Origin of the sequence: Streptomyces torulosus (genome assembly GCF_001419765.1) — a bacterium.
In the GTDB taxonomy this organism is placed as follows: Bacteria; Actinomycetota; Actinomycetes; order Streptomycetales; family Streptomycetaceae; genus Streptomyces; species Streptomyces torulosus.
Genome location: NZ_LIRK01000122.1, coordinates 1 through 23,870, shown reverse-complemented (window position 1 = coordinate 23,870; position 23,870 = coordinate 1). Strand labels below are relative to the sequence as shown.

Sequence of the window (23,870 nt, the reverse complement as noted above, 5' to 3'; positions counted from 1 at the left end):
CATGATCAGAACGTACGCGACGGTGTCGGTCGCCGCCCTGCTGGCCGCCCTCCTCATCCCGGCGGCGGCCCAGGCCGCCCCCGCCCCGAAGGAGAGCCGACCGGTCTACTCCTACGCCCATGCCGTCCGTGAGTCCGTCTGGGTGGACACCGGCCTCGAGGGCGACGGCGACGGCAGGAACGACCGCGTCGCCGCCGACATCGTCCGGCCCCGCGAACCCGCCCGGCAGGGCCGCAAGGTCCCCGTCATCATGGACGCCAGCCCCTACTACGCGTGTTGCGGGCGCGGCAACGAGAGCCAGAAGAAGACGTACGGCAAGCGTGGGCGCGTCGACCGGATGCCGCTGTTCTACGACAACTACTTCGTTCCCCGCGGCTACGCCTTCGTCGGCGTCGACCTCGCCGGCACCAACCGCTCCGATGGCTGCGTCGATGTAGGCGGCCGCAGCGACATCCGGTCCGCGAAGGCCGTCATCGACTGGTTGAACGGCCGCGCCAAGGCCTACACCAGCCGCCGCGGCGGCACCGCCGTCAAGGCGACCTGGACCAACGGCCGCACGGGCATGATCGGCAAGAGCTGGGACGGCACCATAGCCAACGGCGTCGCCGCCACCGGCGTCAAGGGCCTGAAGACCATCGTCCCCATAGCCGCGATCTCCTCCTGGTACGACTACTACTTCGCCAAGGGTGCCCCGTTCTCCGAGTTCGGCCCCGACTGGCTGTCCTTCGCAGTGCAGAGCGACGACGCCTCCAGGCACTGTGCGGCCATGGAGCGCAAGCTCATCAACGGGGCCCCGCGCAGCGGTGACTGGACGCCCCTGTGGACTGAGCGCGACTACGTCAAGGACGCGGCGAAGGTGCGCGCGAGCGTGTTCCTCGTGCACGGGATGCAGGACCTCAACGTCCGCACCAAGCACTTCGGGCAGTGGTGGGACGCCCTCGCGAAGAACGGCGTCGAGCGCAAGATCTGGCTTTCCCAGACCGGTCACGTCGACCCCTTCGACTTCCGGCGCGCCGACTGGGTCCGTACCCTGCACCGCTGGTTCGACCACGAACTCCTCGGCTACGACAACGGCATCGACCGTGAGCCCATGGCCGACATCGAGCGCCACCCCGACCGGTGGGTCACCTCGAAGGTCTGGCCGCCGCACGCTACGCACACCACCACCCTGTTCCCGGCCACCGGCAGTCGGCCGGGCGTGGGGACCCTTGGCCTGAGCAAGGGCACCGGCACGGAGAGGTTCACCGACAACCGGGCGCGCAGCGAGACCGACTGGGCGGCACGGATCGGCAGCACGACGCCCGAGAAGGCCGGCTTCGTGACCACACCGCTCACCCGTGACCTGCGTCTGTCCGGCTCCTCCAAGGTCACCGTCACCGCCACCCCGACCACGTCGACGGCCCATCTGTCCGCCGTCCTCGTCGACCTCGGCCCTGCCACCATCCGGGACTACGCCGACAAGGCCGAGGGCATCACCACCCTCACCAACCGCACCTGCTGGGGTGGCAGCACCAAGCGGGACAGCGCCTGCTTCAAGGCAACGCGGGCGAAGAAGAGGTCCGTCGACTACACCGTGTTCAGCCGCGGGTGGGCCGACCTCGGCAACCACGCCTCCGACCGCAAGGGGGTCCCGCTCACCCCGGGCAAGGCCTACACCATCACGCTCGACCTCGCGGCCACCGACCACGTCGTCCCCAAGGGCCACCGCCTGGCCCTGATCGTCGCGGGCACGGACAAGAACCTCATCGTCCCGCCGTCCACCACCCCGACGCTCGCCCTGGACCTGGCCCGTACGTCGGTTCGCGTCCCGCTTCTCGGCGGCGCCGCCGCGTTCGCCCGCGCCACCTCGGGCGGCACGTCCGCCGTACCCGAAGCCACGGTCCTGGACGGCGTGCGGGCACCGCACACCGCCCAGCGCGTCCCCGGCAACTGACCGGCTCGGGCGCCGGCACCCACCGAGCCTTCCAGGGCCGCGGTGCTTGTTCTGAGAGTCCGGGATCATCCACGACCTGCTGCGCTGGCAGTTGCGGGAGAAGCGGAAACGATCAGCCGACCCGAGCCTGGTGGTCCTGGACACACAGAGCATCCACGCCTCCGTCGGCGTCCCGGCCACGACAACGGGCCGGGACGCCGACGGAGGAGGTGCTGGGCAGGAAGAGATGCTGAAGCTCCTGCGGGGGGCCATCTCTGCGCCCTGGTCCCAGGTGCGAGAGCGGACCAGGTGTTCGGGCAGCGTCCGGACGGTGTCCACCAGGGCGTCCCGGACGTGTTCGGCGCTGCGGCAGTCGGGCAGGTGCAGGAGCATCACGTACCGGGTGGCGCGTGCGACGAGGGTGCCGATCGCCGAAGCGCCGTCTGCCGCTGGGACGTTCGCTGATCGCCATGGGGTCCCGGAAGCGGGGCTGCCGGCTGCGGGTCTGTCGCTGGGGCCTGCGGCGGGTCCGTCCCGAGCGCAGTGCGCGGGCCGGCTCACGGCGCAGTTCCCCGCGGCCCTGGACGTAGAGGGCCTGGTAGGCCGTCTCGTGGACCACATGCGTCTCCGGCCGTTCGGGAAACTGTGCCTCAGAGCTAGGCATATCCGTTCCTGGCTCCACCAGCGGGCCAGGCCGGCCTGGACGAAGACCCGCAGCTCGCGGTTCTGGTGGATCTTCCGGGGCCTGGGGCCTGGGGCGGGGGCAGCGGCTGTCCGCACGGGCTTGAGCGGCGTAGGGCCGGTGGTGCCACTGGCCGGTGGTGCCCGTGGTGCGGTTGCGGCGGATCTCGCGGCTGACGTTCGACGGGCTGCGGCCCAGCTCAGCGGCGATGGCCCTGACCGGCGCTTTCTCCCGTATCCGGTCGGCGATGTAGATCCGCTCGTCCTGGCTCAGGCATCGCGACGAAGAAACGGACGGCGGCACCACCGGACGAACCGGTGATGCCGTCTTGTTCCGGCCGGACGGTCTGCGTCCGTCGCGCCAGCGCCTGCCGGTCTTCGAGTTCACCCCGACGATTCGGCATGCGTCCTCGTTGCTCACACCCTGCTGCATGAGCTGGAAGTATGCAGCTCGCTCGGCAGAGAGCTTCTTGCGGCCCTGAGGGTTCCGTACCTTTCGAATCTCGAAGTCCATCGCATCCCCTGAACTGGGGTGTTGCGACGACCACTGGAACGGAAGGTGTGGGCGACGCAGGGGCCTTCAGCCCGCGACGGTCGGGTCGGCTCGTGCACGGCCTCGTCGGGGCCGGCCAGGGCTGGGGCGGTCGTGGAGGCTTCGTTGAGGCGTCCTGGAGGGCGTCTCAGCCTTTCAGGCCCTCGAGGACTCCAGCCGCGGCCTTCTCGTAGTCGCTCTTACTGAGGCCGTCGCACTCGGCGGTCTTCTTCAACTCCTCGTCCTCGGAGTCCGCATCGAGTGCGGCCTTAAGGGCCTTGGTGCAGGCCTTCAGGTCTTCGGCGCTGGCGGCTGCCGGTGTGATGCCGGCGGTGGTCGGGGTGCTGCTGGGCTTGCTCGGTTTGCTGGTGCTCTCGGAGCTCCCGCAGCCGGTGGCGAAGGCGGTGAGGGCGAGCAGTACGACGCAGGCGGCTGTGCGAGTGCGCATGGTGCCTCCAAGGACGTTGTGTTGTCGATGGGAGCATGCATGGTCCGCACGCCCTGACGCGTCTGGCGAGTTTCCGGACTCGCCCCCGCCGAACGGCAGAGGACGTCGAGCCGATCGGCCATCACCGCTCGATGGGGTCAGTGGGGCTGTTTCAGTCCCATGGCACGGTTGGTGCCAGCGGGACTCGATCGTGAGAGTGCGGGATGTGGCGTTCTGTCGGTCTTGTCATCGCTCGATGGTGTGACATTGGGGCATCGCTGCCGGTCAGGCGTTCGGGGTTCGCCGGGTTGCGGCATGGACATGCACAAGCCGTACCCGAGCGATCTCACCGACGAGCAGTGGGGGCTTGTGGAGCCCGTGAACACGGTGGGCCTCGTCATCGACTGCGTCGTCCTGCCCGCCTCCGCCCACGACAACGCCGCCGGCATCGCCCTGCTGGACGGTGTCGCCGGGTAGTGCGACACGGTGAAGAAGGCCCTAGGTGTAGTGACCCGGAGCGTTGTTGACGCGTGGCCACCATCGCCCAGCCCCGATGACCAGCGACTCCACCGCAAGCGCCGGGGACGAGCCGGCGGCCGGCCCCCGGCCTTCGACAAGTCCCAGTACCGCCAACGCAACGCAGTCGAGCGGTGCGTGAACAGGTGGAAACAGTTCCGTGCGATGGGTGAGGTCGACTCGGGGCGCCCTGCTGATGTTTCCACCAGTGGGTTTCCCCGAGCCGCCTCCCGAGCCCGGCGTGCCCGTCTCCGGGCGAGGCTCTCCACAAACCCCGTTTCGGGGTGTTCAGTTCCTCATGCCTCAGAGGGCCACGGGGTCGGGATGGGTGTTCCCCGCTATCAGTATCTGGTCGTGCTTACCTTTGCGGGGTTGAACAGTTCCGCTTCCCCCGTGGCAGGCCACCGGCCACCGCCGTAATAGCGTCGACGGAACTGCTTCCAAGTGATCCCCCTCGCTGTTTGCCCCCTTCGCAGGGGGTACTCGACGTAGTAGACAAAACGGCGACTGCGACTGAGACGGGGAGTGATCAGCGGTGGCGCGCGATGAGAAGGCCAAGGCCAAGATGGAGCAGGCCAAGGGCAAGGCCAAGGGAGTCGTTGGCCGCGCGACGGACGATGAAGGTCTTGCGGCCGAGGGCCAGACCAAGAAATCGAAGGGCGACATGCGTCAGGCGAAGGAGAAGATCAAGGACGCCTTCCGGCACTGACAGCCGGATACGCTGGGTGGGCCCCCCGCGCGCGGGGGCCCACCACTTGTTTGTAAATCCCGCCGATCACGTAAACGCGCTCTCGGAGGCCAGCGCCCACGTATGGCGTATCTCGGGCCCGCCGGACCAGTGCCAGGGCGTCACCGTGCCCGGAGATGGCGCCTACATCAACACCGGCCTGATCGTCCCCGCGCCGCAAACGACCCGGCCGGCCCCTGCTGGCCGGCCGGGGAGGCTGACAACGCGGAGCATTACCGGGTCGTGCACGGGTGGAGCATGCGATCGGCCGACTGAGAACTACAAGATCTTCCGCGACGGCCGACCGCGTGGCGACGGCCTCCACCACACAGTCCAGCGTGATCGGGCCCTGACCTGCAAAATCACAGCCTTCTGCAACGCGCTTAGGTGGGGAGGCTGTGGTCGAGGAGTTTGGCGGCTGTGCTGAGTGAGCCGGGCATGAGGTGGCGGTAGATCTTGACGGTGATCTCGATGGTCTTGTGGCCCATCCACTCGGCGACGTCGGTGATGGGGGTGTTGTGGGTGAGGCAGTTGGAGGCGAAGAAGTGCCGCAGGCCGTAGACGACCATCCCGTCGGGGATGTCGACCTCGCCGGCCTTCTTGATCCGCTGCCACTGGTTGGCGATGTGGTGGTGCGGGAACGTGCGGGTCGGGTCGCTGGGATGGCGTAGCAGGTAGCCGTCGACGGTGCCGTACTTGTCGGCGTACCACTCGATCGTCTGCCGCACCCGGGCCGGCAGGGGCACGTCGCGGTACTCGCCGGGCCTGCGGTGCTTGAGGCGCTCGTACTGGCGGGTGGTCCGGTTGACCTGTTCGGTGATGCGGTAGACGTCGTCGGCGACGATGTTGTTGACGTTCACCGCGAACGCCTCGCCGTTGCGCATGCCGCAGCCGCTCATCAGATCGGCGACCAGCAGGAAGCTGTCGTCGCCGGCGGTGCGTATCTGCCGCAGCTGCCCGATGGAGGGGATCACCACCCGCTCGGGGTCGTACTGCGGCGGCTTCACCCCCGCGACCGGGTTGTCGTCGAACAGGCCCAGCCGGTTCGCGTCCAGCAGGACCGCCTTCAGCTTGTCGAACGCGTTCGCCTGCGCGGCCAGACCGACCCCGTTGCGCTCCAGGCTCCGGATGAATCCCTCGACGACCTTGTGGTCGAAGGTGTTCATCCGCCGGCTGCCCAGCAGGGGCAGCAGATGGATGTTCAGCAGCGACGCCAGATGCACCACGGAAGCCGGCCCCAGATCCCGCTGGGCGCCCTTCCACTCTGCGGCGTACTCCTCGAACCGCATCGCCCCGTACCGTGCGATCCGCTCCGCCTCCGCCTGACCCCCCGGCGCCGCCTTCTTCGCGTTGTAGACCTCCGTCAAACGCGCGATCGCCCCGTCCTGGGTGGCGAACCCCGACTCCTTCACCCGCTTCCCCGCCGCAGACCTGTACCGGACCTTGTAAGGGTGAGGACACCTCGACCGCCGCGACCGCGGATGCTCACACTCCTTGAAAACGATGAGGGTACGTGTCAGCGGGGTGCGACCACCGGCATCACGGCCGCGCCCCGCCGCGTCCCTTCCCGGCCGCACCCCGTGCGGGCGCGGCCGGGTGCCCGTTACGCGGTCGTGTAGGGGTCTTGGCTGATCAGGTGCGCCTTCAGACCCTCGCCGACGCCCGGCTCCGGGGTGCCCGCCCAGTCCTTGATGAGAACGGCACCCGTGCTGCAGCCCCACGGGTTCCAAGTCCACGCGAGATAACCCATGCCGTGCGCGTCGGCCCAGTCCACCAACCGCCGCATGTAGTCGAAGCCGCAGTCGTCCTGGCCGAACTCACCGATGACGACCGGTACCCGTTGTGCGAGCGGCGCTACCTGACTGTCCCAGCAGGATGCGGTCGCGCAGGCGTTGAAGCTGTACGAATGCCATGACGCGGCGATGTTGTTCAGCGGGTCGTTCGGCATGTGCGTCAGCCACTCGCGCATGTCGTTGGCCCACTCCAGGCCACCCAGCATCAGGACGTTGGTCGCGCCGGTGGTCCGGACCGCGTCGACCAGGTCCTGCATGCCGGCCGTCTCATAGGAAAGGCCCGTGCAGGTACCGCCGTCTCGCCAGCACCGCCAGCCGACGGTCTTGTCCCAGTCGCCGGCGATCTCCGGGTAGGGCTCGTTGAACAGATCGAAGACGACGGCGTCATCGCCCTTGAAGGTGTTGGCGACACTGGTCCAGAACTGGGGGGCGTACTGCGCGTCCGGCATCGGTTTCTGGCACGTCGCGGTGGTGTCCTTGCAATGCCAGTCCGGCCCGTCGGCATAGGCGCCCCGCGTCCAGTGCAGGTCGAGGATCGGGGTGATGCCGTTGGCCACCAGCAGGTTGACGTAGTCCCTGACGCCCTGCTGGTAAGTGGATCCCTTGGGCGAGCCGTTGATGCCGAGCCAGCATTCCTCGTTCAACGGCAGGCGTACCGCGTGGATGTTCCAGGTCTTCATCGCGTCGACGGAAGCCTGGTCGACCGGGCCGCCGTCCCAAAGCCCCTTGCCCTGCACACAGGCGTATTCACCGCTGGAGCGGTCCACACCCAGCAGCCGGTACGGCTTGCCGCTCGCGGTGACGATCTTGTTGCCGGAGACTTTCAGCTCCGGGGCCGGACCACTGGGACCGCCGGTCGGAGTGGCGGTGGGGCTGGGGGACGGGGATGTCACCGAGCCGGTACAGGTCACGCCGTTGAGCGCGACCGACGCGGGTTCCGGATTGGCGCTCTTCCACGCACCGGTGAACCCGATGGAAGCCGAACTGCCGGTGTCCAGAGCCGCGTTCCAGTCGAGGCTGGTGGCGGACACGCGGGTAGCGGACTGGGTCCACGTGGCGCTCCAGCCGTTGGTGACCTTCTGGCCGGAGTCCGGGAAGTCGAACGTCACGGTCCACCCGCGTACGGGGGAGCCGAGATTTGTGATGGCCAGGTTCGCGTTGAACCCTCCCGGCCATTCGCTCTGCACCTTGTACACGACCGAGCAGCCGGTGGCGGCTGCCGACGCGGGCAGGGTGGCGATGGCAAGGCCACCCAGGAGCAGTGCACCGGCGGCGCTGGTGGCCATCAGGGCATGACGACGTTTCACCTGATCTCCTCGTTGCCGTAAGGGATCGATGAGCGCGATACATCATCGTCAATTCATTGACTTATTGAAGTCAATGCGCATTCTGCCCGCTTCAGTCACCTACTGGCTTGAAAGGGTGGCGGCCGTCCGGGCCCACTGCGGGGCGGGGTGGCGGGGTGTCAGTGGTCTGCCGGGACTTCGTACAGGGTGACGACCGAGGTGAAGACCTCCTCGTCGTTCTGTTCCGCCGTGACCAGCATGCGTGGTCGTGCGTCCAGGTCCCGGGGCAGGGGTTTGGCCGTGACCCAGCATGGTGCGTCGAACTCGGCGTACCGCGTGAAGTCGCAGCTCAGGCCGACGACCAGCGTCCGACGCGGGTGGGTCGCCGACTGCGTGGCCTGGCGTGCGGCTTCGAGGAGCAGCATGCCCGGGGCGTGGTCGACGGGGTGGTCGAAGAGGACGGGGTGCGAGGTGTCCGTCCGCAGTTGCCAGCGGAGGGGGACGTCGGTGCACGAGAGCACGACGTCCTGGTAGCGATCGCGGCCCGCGTGCTGCGTGGGCGACGGCGGCGGCAGCGGCAGGACCCGGGCGTTCGCGCTCTCGATGTCGGCGTTCCGGCCACGCAGCCGCTCGTAGACCGCTCGGTCGTGGATCGTGAAACTGGTCCTCGCGGTGGCCAGCCGACGGCCCGCGCGCTCGGCCTCGACGGAGAGCGTGACGGCCGTCGCTCGTTCCTTGCGGTACTTCACGTCGGAGGACGTGATGTGGAGGTCGATCTCGGCGTCGGCGCCGCCCTCGACCCGCAGCCCGTCCGGGTCGACGTCCCAACCTAAGTCCTTCCAGAGCAACTGGTGCCCTAAGGGGACGTCGTACGCGGCATGGGACAGCAGCGGCAGCGTCTGGCGGACCGTCTCGGTCAGGAAGAGCGGGTCGTGCCTTCCGAACCGGGCCAGGTAGAACGCGTGCTCACGCGGCCATCGGGCGGTGACGGCGAAGGTGTCGTCCCCCGTCCGGTGCCAGCTCGTGAGGAGTACTTCGGCGGGATTGGTCTTGTGGGTGTACGAGATGGGCACAGGCGTGGGACCGGTGGTTGCCCGGTTCCGGGCAAGGTTCGTTGGAGGCACTGCAGTTCTCCCCTGTTTGTTCAACGCGCGGCGCGGGGGCCGAGCACTGGTATGTCGACTGTCCGCTCATATAAGATAGTGGTTATTCTTTTTCTTTTTAAGTAACTCGAGGTAACGGTCCATTGGCGGAACACAGGCAGGAACGGGCAATCCGCACACGGGAGTTGGTGCTCCGGGCCGCAGCGGAAGTGTTCGACGAAGTCGGGTACCTCGGTGCGAGCATCACCAAGATCCTGGAGCGGGCGGGCGTCACGGCGGGTGCCGTGTACTTCCACTTCCGGTCGAAGGAGGGGCTGGCCCGCGCGGTCATCCTCGAACAGGCCGCGGATCTGAAGTTCCCCGAGGGGGCGGGCGGCCTCCAGCAGCTCCTGGACATCACCGGCTATCTGGCGGTCGAGATGCAGCGCAACACCCTGCTGCGGGCCGGTGTCCGGCTGGCGGTTGAGCAGGGCTTGGTGGGCAGGAAGGAGTACTCCATCTACGAGTGGTGGGCCGACCGATTCCATCAGGACCTCCTCGTCGCGCGGCAGAAGGGACAGCTGATCGACAGCGTGGACGAGGCCGTCTTCGCCCAGCTCCTGGTCGCCGCGTACACCGGCACGCAAGTCATGTCCCAGCTCTCCACCGGCCGCGCCGACCTGCCGCGCCGGATCACCGACATGTGGCGCTGCCTCCTGCCGGCTCTGGCCCCGCCCGACGTCATCGCCGGCCTGCGGATTCCCGGCGCCGACGCGGACGGCATGGGGTGAAGCGTCCCCTCCGGGTCGTACTGACCGGGGCCACGGGCTTCGTCGGCTCACGGGTCCTGCACACCCTGGCGGCGTCCGCGCGGGGGACCGGCACCGACATCTCGATACGCGCGCTCGGCCGTTCCGCGCCCCCCTCCGCTCCGCCGGGCGTGACGTGGACGGTCGCGGACCTGACGGACCTGAGGAACCGGGGACCGCTGCGCACAGCGGCAAGTGGAGCGGACGTCCTGATCCACCTCGCCTCACGGGTCTCCGGCGACGAGGCCCAGTGCGCGGCGGTCAACGTCGAGGGCACGACGGCCCTGGTCGACGAGGCCGTCCACCGGGGAGTGGACCGCGTCGTTCACCTGTCGACCGCCGCCGTCTACGGGCCGGGCCCGCACCGCGGGATCACGGTGGACGAGATCCCACCCGCGCCGGTCTCGCCGGCCAGCCGCACCCGGCTGGCCGGCGAGATCCCGGTGCTGGCCGCGGGCGGGATCGTGCTGCGCCCCGGGCTGGTCCTGGGGGCCGGTGACCGCTGGGTGGTGCCCGCTCTCGCGGAGCTGCGGGAGCGGGTGCCGGCCCGGTGGGACGGTGGTCGCGGAATGCTGTCCCTGGTGGACGTGGACGACCTGGCCCGGCTGATCACCACCCTGGCGACGGCTCGCGACGCACCGGCGTCCGGCGTGTACCACGCCAGCCATCCCCGCCCCGTCACCAACGGTGACCTGATGGCGGAGCTGACGGCCCTGGACGTGCTGCCCGCCGTCGAGGAGGACTGGCCCTGGGCGACCTGCCTCGACCGCCTGCGGAGCGTCCCCGGCCGCATGAGCGAGCGCCAGTTCTCGCTCCTGGCCCAGGACCACTGGTACGCGAGCGAGGAGATCTGGCGGGCCACGTCCTGCCCACCGGGCCCCGGCCCGCTGTCACGCCTCGCGGCCGCGGCGCCCTGGTACCGGTCGTTCCTCGCCAGGCGGTAGCGGAGCGGCTGGGGAGTGACGGCGGTAGCGGCAGCGGCCGGTCAGGGGCGAGACATCGACGGTGGTGTCACGGCCCGGGCCGACCGTGCCCCGGTCCGCAGGCGGGGGATTGCTGCGGGCCGGGACACGGCCGTTCATGGGTGGGGCGGTGGTCAGAGGGCCGCAGCGGACGGGTTCCGTGCCGCCGGGGCCGGTGTCGTCAACGAGGCGTGCTCTCCACCCGTTCGACCTTGTCCTCGGCCACGGAGTCCCAGGCAGGCTGCCCGGTCGCGGTCCTGGGCAGCCAGCGAAGCGCCAGGACGCCGAGCGCGACGTGGAGGAGGCTGGCCACCGCCACCGCCGCGTGCAGGCCGGTGACGAAGGCCGACTTCGCGTCCGTGATCACCGCGGACGTGAGACCGGGCAGGTGCAGGGTCTCGTCGAGCGTGGGAGCGAGGTCGGGCCCCTGGAGCCGGAAGAGCAGCGCGGCCAGGGAGCCGATGAGCGCGATACCGAGGGCGTTGCCGATCTCGTTGCTGGTCTCGGCGATGGCGCCGGCCGATCCGGCTCGTTCGGCGGGCACCGCACCGACCGCGGTGTCGGCGACGACGCTGAAGGAGATGCCGTAGCCGAGGCCCGCGATGGACGTCGACGCGATGTACCAGCCGACCCCGCCGGTGATGGTGGTGGGGAGCAGGAACAGCAGTCCGGCCGCGATGGAGAAGTGGCAGATGATCAGGATCGTCCGCTTGCCGACGCGGTCGACCACCATGGGTGTGACGACGCAGGTGACGGTGAGGACCACCGCGCCGGGCAGCGCCAGGAGGGCTGCCTGAAGGACAGGAAGGTCCAGGACGGACTGGAGGTAGACACCCGACAGGTAGGCGGCCGCCGACCAGGCGGCCAGCGGCAGCAGGCCCGTGATGATCGCGACGGTGAAGACCCGGTCCCGGAAGAGGGAGAAGTCCATCAACGGGTATTCGAGGTGCCGCTGTCGGCGCACGAACAGTGCCAGGAGCACCAGACCGCCCACTCCCACGAGGACGGAGAGCGTGGAGAACCCTTCGGCGGCCGCGTGCTTGAGGGCGTACACGACACCCAGCAGGCCGGCCGCGGAGGCCACGAGGCTGAAGATGTCGATGCTGCCGGGGCGGGTCGTACTCACTTCACGCAGCAGGATGGGCGCGAAGATCAGGAACAGGGCGATGACGGGTAGGTTGATCAGGAAGACCGAGCCCCACCAGAAGCGTTCCAGCAGGACGCCACCCGCGACGGGGCCGATGGCGAAGCCCGCAGCGAAGGCCGCGGCGAAGATACCGATGGCCTGCGCCCGCCGTTTGGGGTCGCTGAACAGCTCGCTCAGCACCGCCAGCGCCGACGGCAGCAGGGTCGCGCCGGCCACACCCATCAGGGCGCGGGACGCGATGAGAAGCTCCGCGTTGGGCGCGAAGGCGGAGGCCGCGGACGCCAGGCCGAAGACGGTCGCCCCGATCATCAGCAACTTCAGCCGACCGTACCGGTCCCCGATGTTGCCGAACGCGATCAGCAGCGAGCCGACCGCGAAGCCGTAGATGTCCAGGGTCCACAGGGCCTGATCGGCGGTAGGGGTGAGGTCCTGACTGACCCTCGGCATCGCCAGGAACAGAATCGACCCGTCCATGGACACCAGCAGGACCGGCCCGAGTACGACCAGCAGTCCCAGCCAGGCACGCAGGCCGGGTGAGTTGTGTGTGCGCTCTTCCGACATGCCTCGACCGTCGGCCATCGCCCGGTCGACAGCCACCCCCCTGCCGGGGGTACACCTGACAGGTATACCCAGTGGTCCGTGCGATCGGCTTACGCTGGCCGACGTGGAGAGCCTCGGAACGTTCCTGAAGAGCCGTCGTGACCGGGTCACCCCGGAAGAGATCGGGCTGCGCACCCATGGCACGGGGCGCCGCGTTCCCGGGCTGCGACGGGAGGAGCTGGCCCAGCTCGCGGGAGTGAGCGTGGGCTACTACACGCGTCTGGAACAAGGGCAGGCCGAGACGGCGTCGGAGCAGGTGCTCGACGCGCTCGCCCGGGCGTTACGGCTCGACTCGACCGAGACGGCGCATCTGCACAATCTCGCGCGGCACTCTGCGACGCCACGGCTCGCCGAACCCCCTGCGGAAAAGCCCCACCAGCGCGTCCTCGCGCTGCTGGAGTCCCTCGGGGAGGCCACGCCGGCGATCGTCCTGGGGCGCCGCGGGGACGCGCTTGCGTGGAACCGCAGCGGGCACGCGCTTCTCGCGGAGCACATCGACTTCGGGACACCGGACGAGCCGGAGCGGCGCCCGTCGATGCCTCGTATGTTCTTCCTCGATCCGGTCACGCGTGACCTGTACAGCAACTGGCACACGCTCGCCCGCGCACACGTCGCGTACCTCCGGCTCACCGCCGGCCGCTATCCCACCGATGCGCGACTGGCGGGTCTGATCGGTGAACTCACCATGCGCAGTGAAGACTTCTCGGCGCTGTGGGCGGACAGGGATGTCGCGGACTGCACCACGGGGACCATGCACATCCAGCACACGACGGTGGGCACCGTGAGTGTCGACTACCAGGTCTGGTTGCAGCCGGACAGCCCGGACCATCGCCTTGAGGTCTACACGCCCAATGACGCGGGCTCCGCCGACGCCTTGCAGATCCTTTCCCAGCAGAGTCGGGCCCACTGAGGCAGGGCCATGGCAATTGCCGTACTCGAAAGAACGCGCCGACACCGTAAACGCCCGGGCTTTTCACGGTGTCGGCGCTTTCATGCCTACCCGCATATTCATCACCGCCAGGGCACCTGATTTCCGCTGGGCAGCCGCCCCCGCGCGACGGACATGACAAAGAAGTCCGTCGGCCTTGGCCATGGGGGTGCTCAAGTGGTTAGCGTCGATCGAGATCAGGTCCGTACGCGACGCGGAGAGCAAACATGCGACTTGCGCAAGTGATGGAAAACGTGATGGTGCGCTACGCCGATCGGCCGGCTATCGGTGAACGGGCCAAAGAATTCGTGCGGGACCCCGGGACCGGCCGGGTTTCGTATCGTCTGCTCCCACGGTACGAGAAGACCAGCTTCGGCGAACTGTGGGCACGGGTACGCGCGGTGGCCAGTGAATGGCACATGGACGGGCGCCGTCAGCTGAGGCCGGGCGACCGGGTCGCCCTCCTCGGATTCGCCAGCGGTGACTACACCGTCATCGATCTGGCCTGCACCTATCTCGGGTGCGTCAGCGTTCCGCTCCAGACCAGCTCACCCGCGTCACAGCAGAGGGCGATCACCGACGAGACGGAGTCCCGCCTCGTCGCCGCGAGCGTCGAACGCCTGGACAGGGCGGTCGATCTCGCGCTGGAGAGCCCGTCGGTCGAGCGGGTCCTCGTCTTCGATGTCCACCCGGAGGTCAGTGACCACGCCGACGCGTTGGATGAAGCGCGCAGCCGCCTCAAGAGCGCCGGTCGCGCCGTGAGTGTCGACTCCCTTCCCGAGGTGCTCCGGCGGGGGGCCGGTCTTCCTGACGCGCCGTTGTTCGTCCCGGCCGACGGCGACGATCCGCTGGCGATGCTCATCTACACCTCGGGCAGTACGGGAACACCCAAGGGCGCCATGTACACCGATCGCCTGACCAGCGCGATGTGGGGCGGTGCGTGGTCGAAGCTGTTCTCCGAGGGCGAGCGGGTCACCTTCAGCTACATGCCGATGAGCCATGTCGCCGGTCACTCCTCACTGAAGAACACCCTGGCGCGGGGCGGCATCACCTACTTCACGGCGAAAAGTGATCTCTCGACCTTCTTTGAGGACATCGCGCTGGCGCGCCCGACGGAACTCTCGCTGATACCGCGCATATGCGAGCTGATCTTCCAGAAGTACCAGAGCGAACTCGACCGCCGGGCGGTGACGAGCGCTGCGGACCGCGCCGCCCTTGAGGAGCAGGTCAGGGCGGACATGCGGGTAGAACTGCTCGGAGGCCGGGTCGCCTGGGCCGGCTGCGCGTCCGCTCCTCTGTCCGCCGAGCTGACGGCCTTCATGGAGTCCCTCCTCGGCCTCAAGCTGCACAACATCTACGGCTCCACCGAGGCCGCGGCCGTTTCGGTCGACGGAGAGATGCTGAGTCCCCCGGTCATCGACTACAAGCTCGTCGACGTCCCCGAACTCGGCTACTACCGCACCGACTCACCGCATCCACGCGGCGAACTCCTGCTCAGGACCGACGCTCTGATCCCCGGCTATTTCAACCACCCGGAGTTGACGGCCGAACTCCTCGACGAGGACGGCTACTACAGGACGGGCGACATCGTCGCCGAGGTCGCGCCGGGACGACACGCCATCGTCGACCGCCGCAAGAGCGTGCTGAAGCTGTCCCAGGGCGAGTTCGTGGCGACCGCGCGCCTGGAGGCGATCTTCGCCTACAGCCCTCTGGTCCGTCAGACATTCGTGTACGGCAACAGTGAGCGGTCCTATCTGCTCGCTGTCGTCGTCCCCTCCGCCGATGCCCTCACCCGCTTCGAGGGCCGGACGGAGGAGTTGCGGCAGCGGCTCAGTGATTCCTTCGTCCAGGTCGCGAAGGAGGAGGGGCTGAACTCCTACGAGATCCCGCGCGAGTTCCTGATCGAGACCGAGCCGTTCAGCCAGGAGAACGGTTTGCTCTCGGACCACCGGAAGCTTCTGCGCCCGCGCCTGCTGGAGCGGTACCGGGAGCGTCTCGAAGCGCTGTACGCGGACATCGCCGCGCGCGAGAACGAGGAACTGCTGGACGTTCGTCGCGGCGCCGGGGAACGCCCGGTGCTGGAGACGCTCCAGCGCGCGGCGCGGGCGCTGCTCGCGGGATCCGGTGCCGAGGTGAGCCCCACAGCGCGTTTCCGGGACCTGGGGGGTGACTCGCTCACCGCGGTGGCGTTCTCCGACCTGCTCGATGACCTCTTCACCGTCCGCGTCCCCGTGGACCTGATCATCAGCACGGCCACCGGCCTCCAGCAGATCGCCGATCACATCGAGGCCAAGCGCGCGACCGGGCCGGACCGGCCCGGCTTCGCGTCGGTGCACGGACACGGAAGCGTCGAGGTCAAGGCCGCGGACCTCACCCTGGACAAGTTCATCGACCCCCGGACGATCGCTGAGGCCGAGCGACTGCCTTCGCCCGCCGAGTCACCCCGGACCGTCCTGCTGACCGGGGCCAGTGGGTATCTCGGGCGCTTCCTGTGCATGGAGTGGCTGGAACGGCTGGAGAACACGGATGGCCGGCTGGTCTGCCTCGTACGCGGGAAGGATGTGGCGGCTGCCAGGAAGCGCCTGGAGGAGTCGTTCGCCGGAGGCGACGGGCAACTGGCGCGACGGTTCGGCACCTTGGCCGCCGACCGTCTGGAGGTCGTGGCGGGTGACATGGCGGAACCGCAGCTGGGGTTGGGCGACCGCACCTGGCAGAGGCTGTCCCGGGAAGTGGACGTGATCGTCCACGCCGGCGCTCTCGTCAACCACGTGCTGCCGTACAACCACCTGTTCGAGGCCAACGTGGTGGGAACCGCCGAACTGGTCCGCCTGGCGCTCACCGGCCGGATGAAGCCGTTCACCTACATATCCAGCGTGGCCGTCGCCACCTCGCGGCACCCCGCTCTGGGTGAGGACCCCGACGTGCGGCAGGCGCTCCCCGTGCAGCCGGTCGACGCGGGATACGCCAGCGGCTATGCGACGAGCAAGTGGGCGGGAGAGGTCCTGCTCCGTGAGGCCCACGACCTGTGTGGCCTGCCGGTCACCGTGTTCCGGTCGAACATGATCCTCGCTCACAGCGGTTACGGCGGACAGCTCAACGTCCCCGACATGTTCTCGCGCCTCCTCTTCAGCGTGCTCGCCACCGGCATCGCACCGTCGTCGTTCTACCGCGACGAGGGCAAGGGGAAGAGGCCGAGGGCGCACTACGACGGGCTGCCTGTGGACTTCACCGCCGCGGCTGTCGTGACGCTGGGCGGAGGGAACACCAGCGCGTACGAGACGTTCAGTCTGGTGAACCCGCACGACGACGGAATCTCCCTCGACACCTTCATCGACTGGCTGACCGACGCGGGCCATCGCATCGAGCGGATCGACGACTACGCGGACTGGCTGGACAGGTTCGAGACGGCCATGCGGGCACTTCCCGAAGAGCAAAGGCAGCATTCGTCGTTGCCGCTCATTCACGGGTTCAAGGACCCGGAAATCGCCGTTCGCGGATCCGACATCCCCTCCGAGCGATTCCGTGAGGCGGTCCGGGCGGCGAAGGTCGGGGCAGAGAAGGACATCCCGCACATCACTCCCTCGCTGATCGAGAAATATGCCAGGGACCTCACGTCGCTCATGTCCGCGTGAATCGACCGACCGACGAGGCGGCGTTTTCGGGTGACGTCGAGGCGGGCGTCGTACGGCGTCGGGAATTCGCCTCCTTCCGGGCCCGCGCCCGCGCATCGCGGGCGACCGGAATCCGTTCTACTTGACGTACTCCTGGGGGAGTCGTTGCGCGTCACAATTCCGTTGGCCGATAGTGAAGACCGACGGATCGGCGCGAGCGCCGCGATGAAGCGTCGGCGTACTCGACCACCGGTTCGCGTATTTCCGGATACCGCGTCAGACAGACGGTCCGGTCGGCGCACACCCCCATCCGTGCCCCCTTCGAATCGACCACGTCCGCTCCTGCCCGGAATCGCTCCGGCATGCTCGCCGAGGGAAAACGATGATCGACATTCAGGCATACCTCCGGTCCATACCCGCGCTGCAGCAGCCCGACTGGGAAGGCCACACCGCCCTGGAGGAGGTCCGTACGGATCTCGGGCGGATGCCGGCCCTCGTGGACCCCGAAGCCGTACGCCGTCTGCGCGCCCTGCTGATGGAAGCAGCCGCGGGACATCTGCAGGTGATGCAGACCGGCGACTGCGCCGAGGACCCCGCCGAGGCCACCCCCGAGGACGTCACCCGCAAGGCCGCACTGCTCGACGTACTGGCCGGAACGATGAAGCTCGCCTCCGGCAAACCCATCATCAGGGTGGGACGGATCGCCGGGCAGTACGGCAAGCCCCGCTCCTCCCCGACGGAGACCGTCAACGGCACGCAACTGCCGGTGTACCGGGGGCACATGGTCAACCGGCCGGAGCCGGACGCGGTGCTGCGCCGACCCGACCCCCGTCACCTGCTGAGCGGCTACCGGGCCGCCAGCGACACCATGCACTACCTCGGCTGGCGCGGTACCGCCGGCCGGTCCGAGCTGGAGGTGCCGGTGTGGACCAGCCACGAGGCGCTGTTGCTGGACTACGAGTTGCCGCTGCTGCGGCGCGAACCGGACGGCTCGCTGCTGCTGACGTCCACGCACTGGCCGTGGGTGGGGGAGCGGACCCGGGAGCTGGACGGCGCTCATATCGGGCTCCTGGCCGCGGTCTCCAACCCGGTCGCGGTCAAGGTGGGCCCGACCATGACCGACGACGCGCTGCTCGCCCTGTGCGAGCGCCTGGACGCCCAGCGGCGTCCCGGCCGACTGACGTTGATCGCGCGCATGGGCGCCGACAACGCCGCTGAACGGCTGCCCGCACTGGTCGAGGCGGTCGCCCGAGCCGGTCACCCGGTGCTGTGGCTGTCGGACCCGATGCACGGGAACACGGTCTCCAGTCCCGAAGGGCTGAAGACCCGCATGGTGCGGACCATCGTCCGGGAGGTCGAGAACTTCCAGGACGCCGTGAGCCAGAACGGCGGCGTCGCGGCCGGCCTGCACCTGGAGACGACCCCGGAAACCGTCACCGAGTGCGTCAGGGACGAGGCAGGCCTCGACCGCCTGGGCGACAAGTACCTGAGCTTCTGCGACCCCCGCCTCAACCCCCAGCAGGCCATCGAAGTCGTCTCCGCCTGGCGGGGATGAACCCGGCGCCGCACGACAGCGCGCTCACCCCGGCACCCGCGGATCTCCTTCCGCGCGAGCGACCCAGAACGGCGTCACGTCCGGCGCCCAGCGAAGAGAGGACCGACCGGCCCATGCCCGGCATTCCCCCCATCGACCCCTATCCGATGCCCCAGGAGGGCGAGCTGCCGGACAACACCGTCAGCTGGCCCGTGGACCCCCGGCGGGCCGTCCTGCTGCTGCACGACATGCAGGAGTACTTCCTCAAGCCGTTCCCGCGCTCCGAGGCGCCCGGCGACGCGCTGGTCGGCAACACCGCGCTGCTGCGCGAGCGGTGTGCCGAACTCGGTGTCCCCGTCGCGTACACCGCACAGCCCGGCGGCATGACGCCCGAACAGCGCGGGCTCCTCAAGGACTTCTGGGGACCGGGCATGAACCCCACGCCCGAGCACCGCACAGTGGTCCGGCCACTCGAACCCGGACCCGACGACTGGACGTTCACGAAGTGGCGCTACAGCGCCTTCTTCAAGTCCGACCTGCTGGAGCGGATGCGGTCGCACCGACGCGACCAACTGATCATCTGCGGTGTGTACGCCCACGTCGGCGTCCTCATGACGGCGGTCGAGGCGTTCACCAACGACATACAGGCGTTCCTGGTGGCCGACGCCGTGGCCGACTTCTCGGCCGCCCACCACCGGCTCGCCCTCGACTACGCGGCGCGGCGCGCGGGCCGCGTCGTGTCCACCAAGGCCGTCCTGAGCGAACTCGTCGCGACCGCCACCGCGCTCTGACCGCGCCCCACCGCCGAAAGGAATCCCATGGCAAGGCAGGACAGCGCGCACGACCTCCTCGCACGCATCCTCGACGGCTCAGCCGGCGCGTTCGCGCTGGTGCACCGGCCCGAGTCGGTGAACCCCGAGACCCTGGAAGTGCTGGCCGGCGACGTGGCGGAGGTCCCGACCCTCGCCGACCTCGACCTGCCGCCACGGGAAGGGCCGGGCGCACGGACGGAACTGCTCACCCTCATCCCCTACCGGCAGCTCGCCGAGCGGGGCTTCGCGGCTCCCGACGACGGCGCGCCGCTACTGGCCATGACAGTGCGCGAGCAGGCGGCGCTGCCGCTGCGCCCGACGCTCTCGCTGCTGCCGGACGAGCCGGTGAAGGTGACCGACGGCCACTTCGACGTGGACGACGAGGCATACGCGGACATCGTGCGAAGGGTCGTCGCGGACGAGATCGGCACCGGTGAGGGCGCCAACTTCGTGATGCGGCGCTCGTACACCGCCCGGCTGCCAGGGTTCGGCCTGCCCGCGGCGCTGTCGTTCTTCCGCCGCCTGGTGCAGCGGGAGGCCGGCGCGTACTGGACGTTCCTCGTCCACACCGGCGAGCGGACGTTCGTGGGCGCCACCCCGGAGCGGCACATCAGCGTCCACGACGGCACGGCCGTGATGAACCCGATCAGCGGCACCTACCGCTATCCGGCGGGCGGACCGGAGCTGGACGGCGTCCTGGAGTTCCTCGCCGACCCCAAGGAAGCCGACGAGCTGTACATGGTCGTCGACGAGGAGCTGAAGATGATGGCCCGGATCTGCCCGGCGGGCGGCCGGGTGGTGGGCCCCCATCTCAAGGAGATGGCCCGTCTCGCGCACACCGAGTACTTCATCGAGGGCCATACCGACCGCGATGTGCGGGACATCCTGCGCGAGACGCTGTTCGCTCCGACCGTCACCGGTTCCCCGCTGGAGAGCGCGGCACGGGTCATCAGCCGCTACGAGCCGCAGGGCCGCGGCTACTACAGCGGTGTGGCCGCCCTGATCGGCCGCGACGCCGCGGGCGGCCGCACCCTGGACTCGTCGATCCTGATCCGCACCGCCGACATCGACCACGAGGGCATGATGCGGATCGGGGTGGGCGCGACCCTGGTGCGCCACTCCGACCCGGACTCCGAGGTGCACGAGACCCGGGCCAAGGCGGCGGGGCTGCTCGCCGCTCTCGGCGACCCGGAGCCCATCCGGTTCGGGGCGCACCCCGCAGTCCGCGAGGCCCTCGGCGAACGCAACGAACGCATCGCCCACTTCTGGCTGAAAAACCAGGACCCGCACCTCGGCACGAGCGGACCGCTGTGCGGGCGGCGGGTACTGACGATAGACGCCGAGGACACCTTCACGGAGATGATCGCCCATCAGATCCGCTCCCTCGGCGGCGAGGTGAGCGTACGGCGCTTCGACGAGCGCTACGACTTCGACGAGCACGACCTCGTCGTGATGGGTCCGGGGCCCGGCGACCCGCGCGAGACGCACAACCCGAAGATCGCGCATCTGCGGTCCGCGGTCGTCCAACTCCTCGACGAAGGCCGGCCGTTCATGGCCGTGTGCCTCAGCCACCAGGTCCTCAGCACCCTGATCGGCCTCGATCTGGTGCGCCGGCCTGTGCCCAACCAGGGTGCCCAGCACGAGATCGACCTCTTCGGCAGGCGTGAGCGGGTGGGCTTCTACAACACCTTCGCCGCGCGCTGCGCGGAGGACTCCTTCGAGCACCCGGCGCACGGACGCGTCGAGGTCAGCCGCGACCCGGAGACGGGCGAGGTGCACGGCCTGCGGTCGGCCGGCTTCGTGTCGATGCAGTTCCACGCCGAGTCCTTGCTGACCGTCGACGGGCCCCGGATCATCGGCACGCTGCTCGCGGAGGTGGCCGACGGCCGTACGCGCAAAGGACAGCCATGACCATCGCCGTACCGGCGACGCCCGCCCTGGACGCCCGGATACCGGGGTCGAAGTCGCTCACCAACAGGGCACTGCTGCTCGCGGCCGCCGCCGACTCGACGAGCGCCCTCGGCGCACCCCTGGTGAGCGTCGACACCACAGCCTTCCGCGAGGCGCTCAGCGGGCTCGGCGTCCGCGTCGAACCCTCCGACGACCACCTTGTATGGCACGTGACAGGCCTGGGCCGAGGCCCGGTCGGCACCGGGACCGTCTGGTGCGCCGACGCCGGCACGGCCGCACGCTTCCTGCCGCCCTTCGCCGCGACGGGCCTCGGAGACTTCGGTTTCGAGGGCTCCGACCAGCTCACCGCCCGCCCCGTGTCCCCCCTCGCCCACGCCCTGCGGCTGCTGGGGTCCGAGGTCACCACCGGACCCGGCGGGCGCCTGCCGCTGCGGGTGCGCGCGCAGGGGCTCGACGGCGGCGCGCTGACCGTGGACTCAACGCTCAGCAGTCAGTTCCTGACCGGGTTGCTGATGGCGGGCCCGCTGATGCGCCGGCCGCTGACGCTGACCGTGCCGAGGCTCGTCAGCCGGCCCTACATCGACATGACCATCGCCCTGATGCGCCGCTTCGGCGCCGAGGCCGACGAGACCGCCCCCGGCGAGTTCACCGTCCGGCCGACGGGCTACCGGAGCACCGACACACCGATCGAGCCCGACGCCTCCACGGCCTCGTACGTCTTCGCCGCCGCGGCGATCACCGGAACGAGCGTGCGCGTCGCCGGTCTCGGCCGGGGCAGCCTCCAGGGCGACCTGCGCTTCACGGAGGTCCTCGCCCGCACCGGCGCCCGGGTGGAGACCACAGACGAGGCGACCACCGTCACCGGCACCGGCGCGTTCAGGGGCGGGTTCACGGTTGACATGGGCGACATCTCGGACACCTTCATGACGCTCGCCGCGATCGCGCCCCTGGCCGACGCCCCGATCACCGTCAACGGCATCGGGCACGCGCGCCTGAAGGAGTCGGACCGGATCTCCGCCGTCGAGGACAACCTGCGCGCGCTGGGCATCCGGACCGAGACCGGCCACGACTGGATCACCGTGCACCCCGGCACGCCCGCGCCGGCACGGATCGTGTGCCACCGGGACCACCGCATCGCGATGGCGTTCTCCGTCCTCGGCCTGCGCGCCGAGGGGATCACGCTCGACGACCCGGGCTGCGTCGCGAAGACCTTCCCGGGCTTCCACGAGGAGCTGCACCGGCTCTTCCCCCGCCACCGCGTACCGACGGCCGGCCTGCTCGTCCCGGCCGAAGACAGGAGCTGAGGAACGACATGAGGCACGTAGTGATCGCCGGTGACGGCATCGCGGGGCCCGCCACGGCGCTGCCGCTCGACGGCACGGAAGGAGGGCCCCGTTGAGCAGGTTGCGCTGGCTGACGGCCGGGGAGTCGCACGGACCGGCGCTGGTCGCGACGCTGGAGGGTCTTCCCGCCGGTGTCCCGGTCACCACGGAGCTGGTGGCGGACCACCTCGCGCGACGGCGTCTCGGCCATGGGCGCGGCGCCCGGATGAAGTTCGAACGGGACGAGGTCACGTTCGTCGGCGGTGTCCGGCACGGTCTTTCGCTGGGTTCGCCGGTCGCGGTGACGGTGGGCAACACGGAGTGGCCGAAGTGGGACAAGGTGATGTCGGCCGACCCCGTCGACCCTTCGGAGCTGAGGGACTCGGGGCGCAACGCGCCGTTGACCCGGCCGCGCCCCGGGCACGCCGACCTGGCGGGGATGCAGAAGTACGGGTTCGACGAGGCGCGGCCGGTCCTGGAGCGGGCCAGCGCCCGTGAGACGGCCGCTCGTGTGGCGCTCGGCGCGGTGGCCCGGTCGTTCCTGAAGGAGGCGGCCGGCATCGAGATCGTGTCGCACGTGGTGGAGCTGGCGTCCGCGAAGGCCCCGTACGGGGTCCACCCTCAGCCGTCCGACGTGGGCAGGCTCGACGCCGACCCGGTGCGGTGCCTGGACGCGGACGCGTCGAAGGCGATGATCGCGGAGATCGACCAGGCCCACAAGGACGGCGACACCCTGGGAGGTGTGGTCGAGGTGCTGGCGTACGGGGTGCCGGTCGGGCTCGGCTCGCACGTGCACTGGGACCGGCGTCTGGACGCGCGGCTCGCTGCCGCGCTGATGGGCATCCAGGCGATCAAGGGTGTCGAGGTCGGTGACGGTTTCGAGCTGGCGCGGACGCCGGGTTCGCGGGCGCACGACGAGATCGTGATGACCGAGGACGGCATCAAGCGCGCTTCGGGCCGCTCGGGCGGCACCGAAGGCGGCCTGACGACCGGTGAGCCGCTGCGAGTGCGGGCGGCGATGAAGCCGATCGCGACCGTCCCTCGCGCGCTGGCCACGGTCGATGTGACGACCGGTGAGGCCACGCAGGCCCACCACCAGCGGTCGGACGTGTGCGCGGTGCCGGCCNNAAGTTCGGCGGCGACAGCGTCCCGGAGACCCGCCGCAACGTACGGTCCTACCTCGACCACCTCCAGATCCGATGACCGCACCTCTGATCGTCCTGGTCGGACCCATGGGGGTGGGCAAGTCGACCGTGGGCGCGCTCCTCGCCGAGCGGC

Annotated in this window: 15 protein-coding genes and 6 pseudogenes; 15 read left to right on the top strand and 6 right to left on the bottom strand. The window is 69.4% G+C overall.

Annotated features, from left to right (window positions below; translation table 11 throughout):
* Nucleotide 1: 1 nt before the first annotated feature.
* Complete coding sequence (locus tag AOK23_RS09400) at nt 2-1,933, top strand: Xaa-Pro dipeptidyl-peptidase (RefSeq protein ID WP_055712282.1); 1,932 nt, start codon at nt 2-4, stop codon at nt 1,931-1,933.
* A gap of 219 nt (nt 1,934-2,152) precedes the next feature.
* Here the strand turns inward: AOK23_RS09400 and AOK23_RS44765 are convergent.
* Both AOK23_RS44765 and AOK23_RS46700 read right to left on the bottom strand, forming a co-directional pair.
* Nucleotides 2,153-3,107, bottom strand: a pseudogene (locus tag AOK23_RS44765) (transposase); the annotation flags it as partial.
* A gap of 166 nt (nt 3,108-3,273) precedes the next feature.
* Nucleotides 3,274-3,573, bottom strand: coding sequence for a hypothetical protein (locus tag AOK23_RS46700; RefSeq protein ID WP_055712281.1), 300 nt, complete (start codon nt 3,571-3,573; stop codon nt 3,274-3,276).
* Between the two features lie 294 nt (nt 3,574-3,867).
* On the opposite strand from AOK23_RS46700, the gene AOK23_RS48805 reads away from it, so the two are divergent.
* The 4 genes and pseudogenes from AOK23_RS48805 to AOK23_RS51865 all read left to right on the top strand — a co-directional run.
* Nucleotides 3,868-4,029, top strand: a complete 162-nt coding sequence (locus tag AOK23_RS48805; protein ID WP_206336160.1) for a hypothetical protein — start codon at nt 3,868-3,870, stop codon at nt 4,027-4,029.
* 66 nt (nt 4,030-4,095) lie between these two features.
* Nucleotides 4,096-4,236 (top strand): annotated as a pseudogene (locus AOK23_RS49585) (IS5/IS1182 family transposase); the annotation flags it as partial.
* Between the two features lie 367 nt (nt 4,237-4,603).
* Complete coding sequence (locus tag AOK23_RS44750; protein WP_079049384.1) at nt 4,604-4,777, top strand: CsbD family protein; 174 nt, start codon at nt 4,604-4,606, stop codon at nt 4,775-4,777.
* 82 nt (nt 4,778-4,859) lie between these two features.
* A pseudogene (locus AOK23_RS51865) lies at nt 4,860-5,222 on the top strand (hypothetical protein); the annotation flags it as partial.
* On the opposite strand, the gene AOK23_RS09390 reads toward AOK23_RS51865, so the two are convergent.
* From AOK23_RS09390 to AOK23_RS09380, 3 genes are all read right to left on the bottom strand, one after another.
* Nucleotides 5,179-6,207 carry a tyrosine-type recombinase/integrase gene (locus tag AOK23_RS09390; protein ID WP_240496328.1) on the bottom strand — a complete coding sequence of 343 codons (1,029 nt, stop codon included), beginning with the start codon at nt 6,205-6,207 and terminating at the stop codon, nt 5,179-5,181. The pseudogene AOK23_RS51865 and the gene AOK23_RS09390 sit on opposite strands and share 44 nt — an antisense overlap.
* 191 nt (nt 6,208-6,398) lie before the next feature.
* Nucleotides 6,399-7,874 (bottom strand): cellulase family glycosylhydrolase, encoded by a 1,476-nt coding sequence (locus AOK23_RS09385; RefSeq protein ID WP_079049383.1) that lies wholly within the window; start codon nt 7,872-7,874, stop codon nt 6,399-6,401.
* 179 nt (nt 7,875-8,053) lie between these two features.
* On the bottom strand, nt 8,054-8,947 hold the full coding sequence (locus AOK23_RS09380) for a ScbA/BarX family gamma-butyrolactone biosynthesis protein (protein WP_055712280.1): 894 nt from the start codon (nt 8,945-8,947) through the stop codon (nt 8,054-8,056).
* Between the two features lie 173 nt (nt 8,948-9,120).
* Here AOK23_RS09380 and AOK23_RS09375 point away from each other — a divergent pair, with 173 nt between their 5' ends.
* Together AOK23_RS09375 and AOK23_RS09370 are read left to right on the top strand one after the other, a co-directional pair.
* On the top strand, nt 9,121-9,747 hold the full coding sequence (locus AOK23_RS09375) for a ScbR family autoregulator-binding transcription factor (protein WP_055712279.1): 627 nt from the start codon (nt 9,121-9,123) through the stop codon (nt 9,745-9,747).
* On the top strand, nt 9,744-10,709 hold the full coding sequence (locus tag AOK23_RS09370) for an NAD-dependent epimerase/dehydratase family protein (RefSeq protein ID WP_055712278.1): 966 nt from the start codon (nt 9,744-9,746) through the stop codon (nt 10,707-10,709). Before AOK23_RS09375 ends, AOK23_RS09370 begins: the two co-directional genes overlap by 4 nt.
* Nucleotides 10,710-10,908: 199 nt before the next feature.
* On the opposite strand, the gene AOK23_RS09365 is transcribed toward AOK23_RS09370, so the two are convergent.
* A complete protein-coding gene (locus AOK23_RS09365; RefSeq protein WP_055712291.1) occupies nt 10,909-12,435 on the bottom strand; it encodes an MFS transporter in 1,527 nt (508 codons plus the stop codon).
* Between the two features lie 103 nt (nt 12,436-12,538).
* Between AOK23_RS09365 and AOK23_RS09360 the strand changes: the two genes are divergently transcribed.
* The 8 genes and pseudogenes from AOK23_RS09360 to AOK23_RS46695 all read left to right on the top strand — a co-directional run.
* On the top strand, nt 12,539-13,384 hold the full coding sequence (locus AOK23_RS09360; RefSeq protein WP_055712277.1) for a helix-turn-helix transcriptional regulator: 846 nt from the start codon (nt 12,539-12,541) through the stop codon (nt 13,382-13,384).
* 239 nt (nt 13,385-13,623) lie between these two features.
* A pseudogene (gene car, locus AOK23_RS09355) lies at nt 13,624-17,034 on the top strand (carboxylic acid reductase); the annotation flags it as partial.
* A gap of 361 nt (nt 17,035-17,395) precedes the next feature.
* The gene (locus tag AOK23_RS09350; protein ID WP_079049382.1) at nt 17,396-18,568 is read left to right on the top strand and encodes a 3-deoxy-7-phosphoheptulonate synthase; all 1,173 of its coding nucleotides are present in this window, start codon (nt 17,396-17,398) and stop codon (nt 18,566-18,568) included.
* 113 nt (nt 18,569-18,681) lie between these two features.
* On the top strand, nt 18,682-19,338 hold the full coding sequence (locus AOK23_RS09345; protein WP_055712275.1) for an isochorismatase family protein: 657 nt from the start codon (nt 18,682-18,684) through the stop codon (nt 19,336-19,338).
* A gap of 27 nt (nt 19,339-19,365) precedes the next feature.
* A complete protein-coding gene (locus AOK23_RS09340; RefSeq protein WP_055712274.1) occupies nt 19,366-21,270 on the top strand; it encodes an anthranilate synthase family protein in 1,905 nt (634 codons plus the stop codon).
* Nucleotides 21,267-22,574 (top strand): 3-phosphoshikimate 1-carboxyvinyltransferase, encoded by a 1,308-nt coding sequence (gene aroA, locus AOK23_RS09335; RefSeq protein ID WP_055712273.1) that lies wholly within the window; start codon nt 21,267-21,269, stop codon nt 22,572-22,574. The genes AOK23_RS09340 and aroA overlap by 4 nt, the downstream gene beginning before the upstream one ends.
* A gap of 91 nt (nt 22,575-22,665) precedes the next feature.
* Nucleotides 22,666-23,718 (top strand): annotated as a pseudogene (aroC, locus tag AOK23_RS09330) (chorismate synthase); the annotation flags it as partial.
* A gap of 73 nt (nt 23,719-23,791) precedes the next feature.
* Nucleotides 23,792-23,870 (top strand): annotated as a pseudogene (locus tag AOK23_RS46695) (shikimate kinase); the annotation flags it as partial.

Excerpts from the sequence above, each read along its gene's own strand:
- AOK23_RS09365 (WP_055712291.1), bottom strand. The coding sequence starts at position 12,435 with ATGTCGGAAGAGCGCACACACAACTCACCCGGCCTGCGTGCCTGGCTG.
- AOK23_RS48805 (WP_206336160.1), top strand. The coding sequence starts at position 3,868 with ATGGACATGCACAAGCCGTACCCGAGCGATCTCACCGACGAGCAGTGG.
- AOK23_RS09385 (WP_079049383.1), bottom strand. The coding sequence starts at position 7,874 with ATGGCCACCAGCGCCGCCGGTGCACTGCTCCTGGGTGGCCTTGCCATC.
- AOK23_RS09400 (WP_055712282.1), top strand. The coding sequence starts at position 2 with ATGATCAGAACGTACGCGACGGTGTCGGTCGCCGCCCTGCTGGCCGCC.
- AOK23_RS09345 (WP_055712275.1), top strand. The coding sequence starts at position 18,682 with ATGCCCGGCATTCCCCCCATCGACCCCTATCCGATGCCCCAGGAGGGC.
- AOK23_RS09340 (WP_055712274.1), top strand. The coding sequence starts at position 19,366 with ATGGCAAGGCAGGACAGCGCGCACGACCTCCTCGCACGCATCCTCGAC.
- AOK23_RS46700 (WP_055712281.1), bottom strand. The coding sequence starts at position 3,573 with ATGCGCACTCGCACAGCCGCCTGCGTCGTACTGCTCGCCCTCACCGCC.
- AOK23_RS09350 (WP_079049382.1), top strand. The coding sequence starts at position 17,396 with ATGATCGACATTCAGGCATACCTCCGGTCCATACCCGCGCTGCAGCAG.
- aroA (WP_055712273.1), top strand. The coding sequence starts at position 21,267 with ATGACCATCGCCGTACCGGCGACGCCCGCCCTGGACGCCCGGATACCG.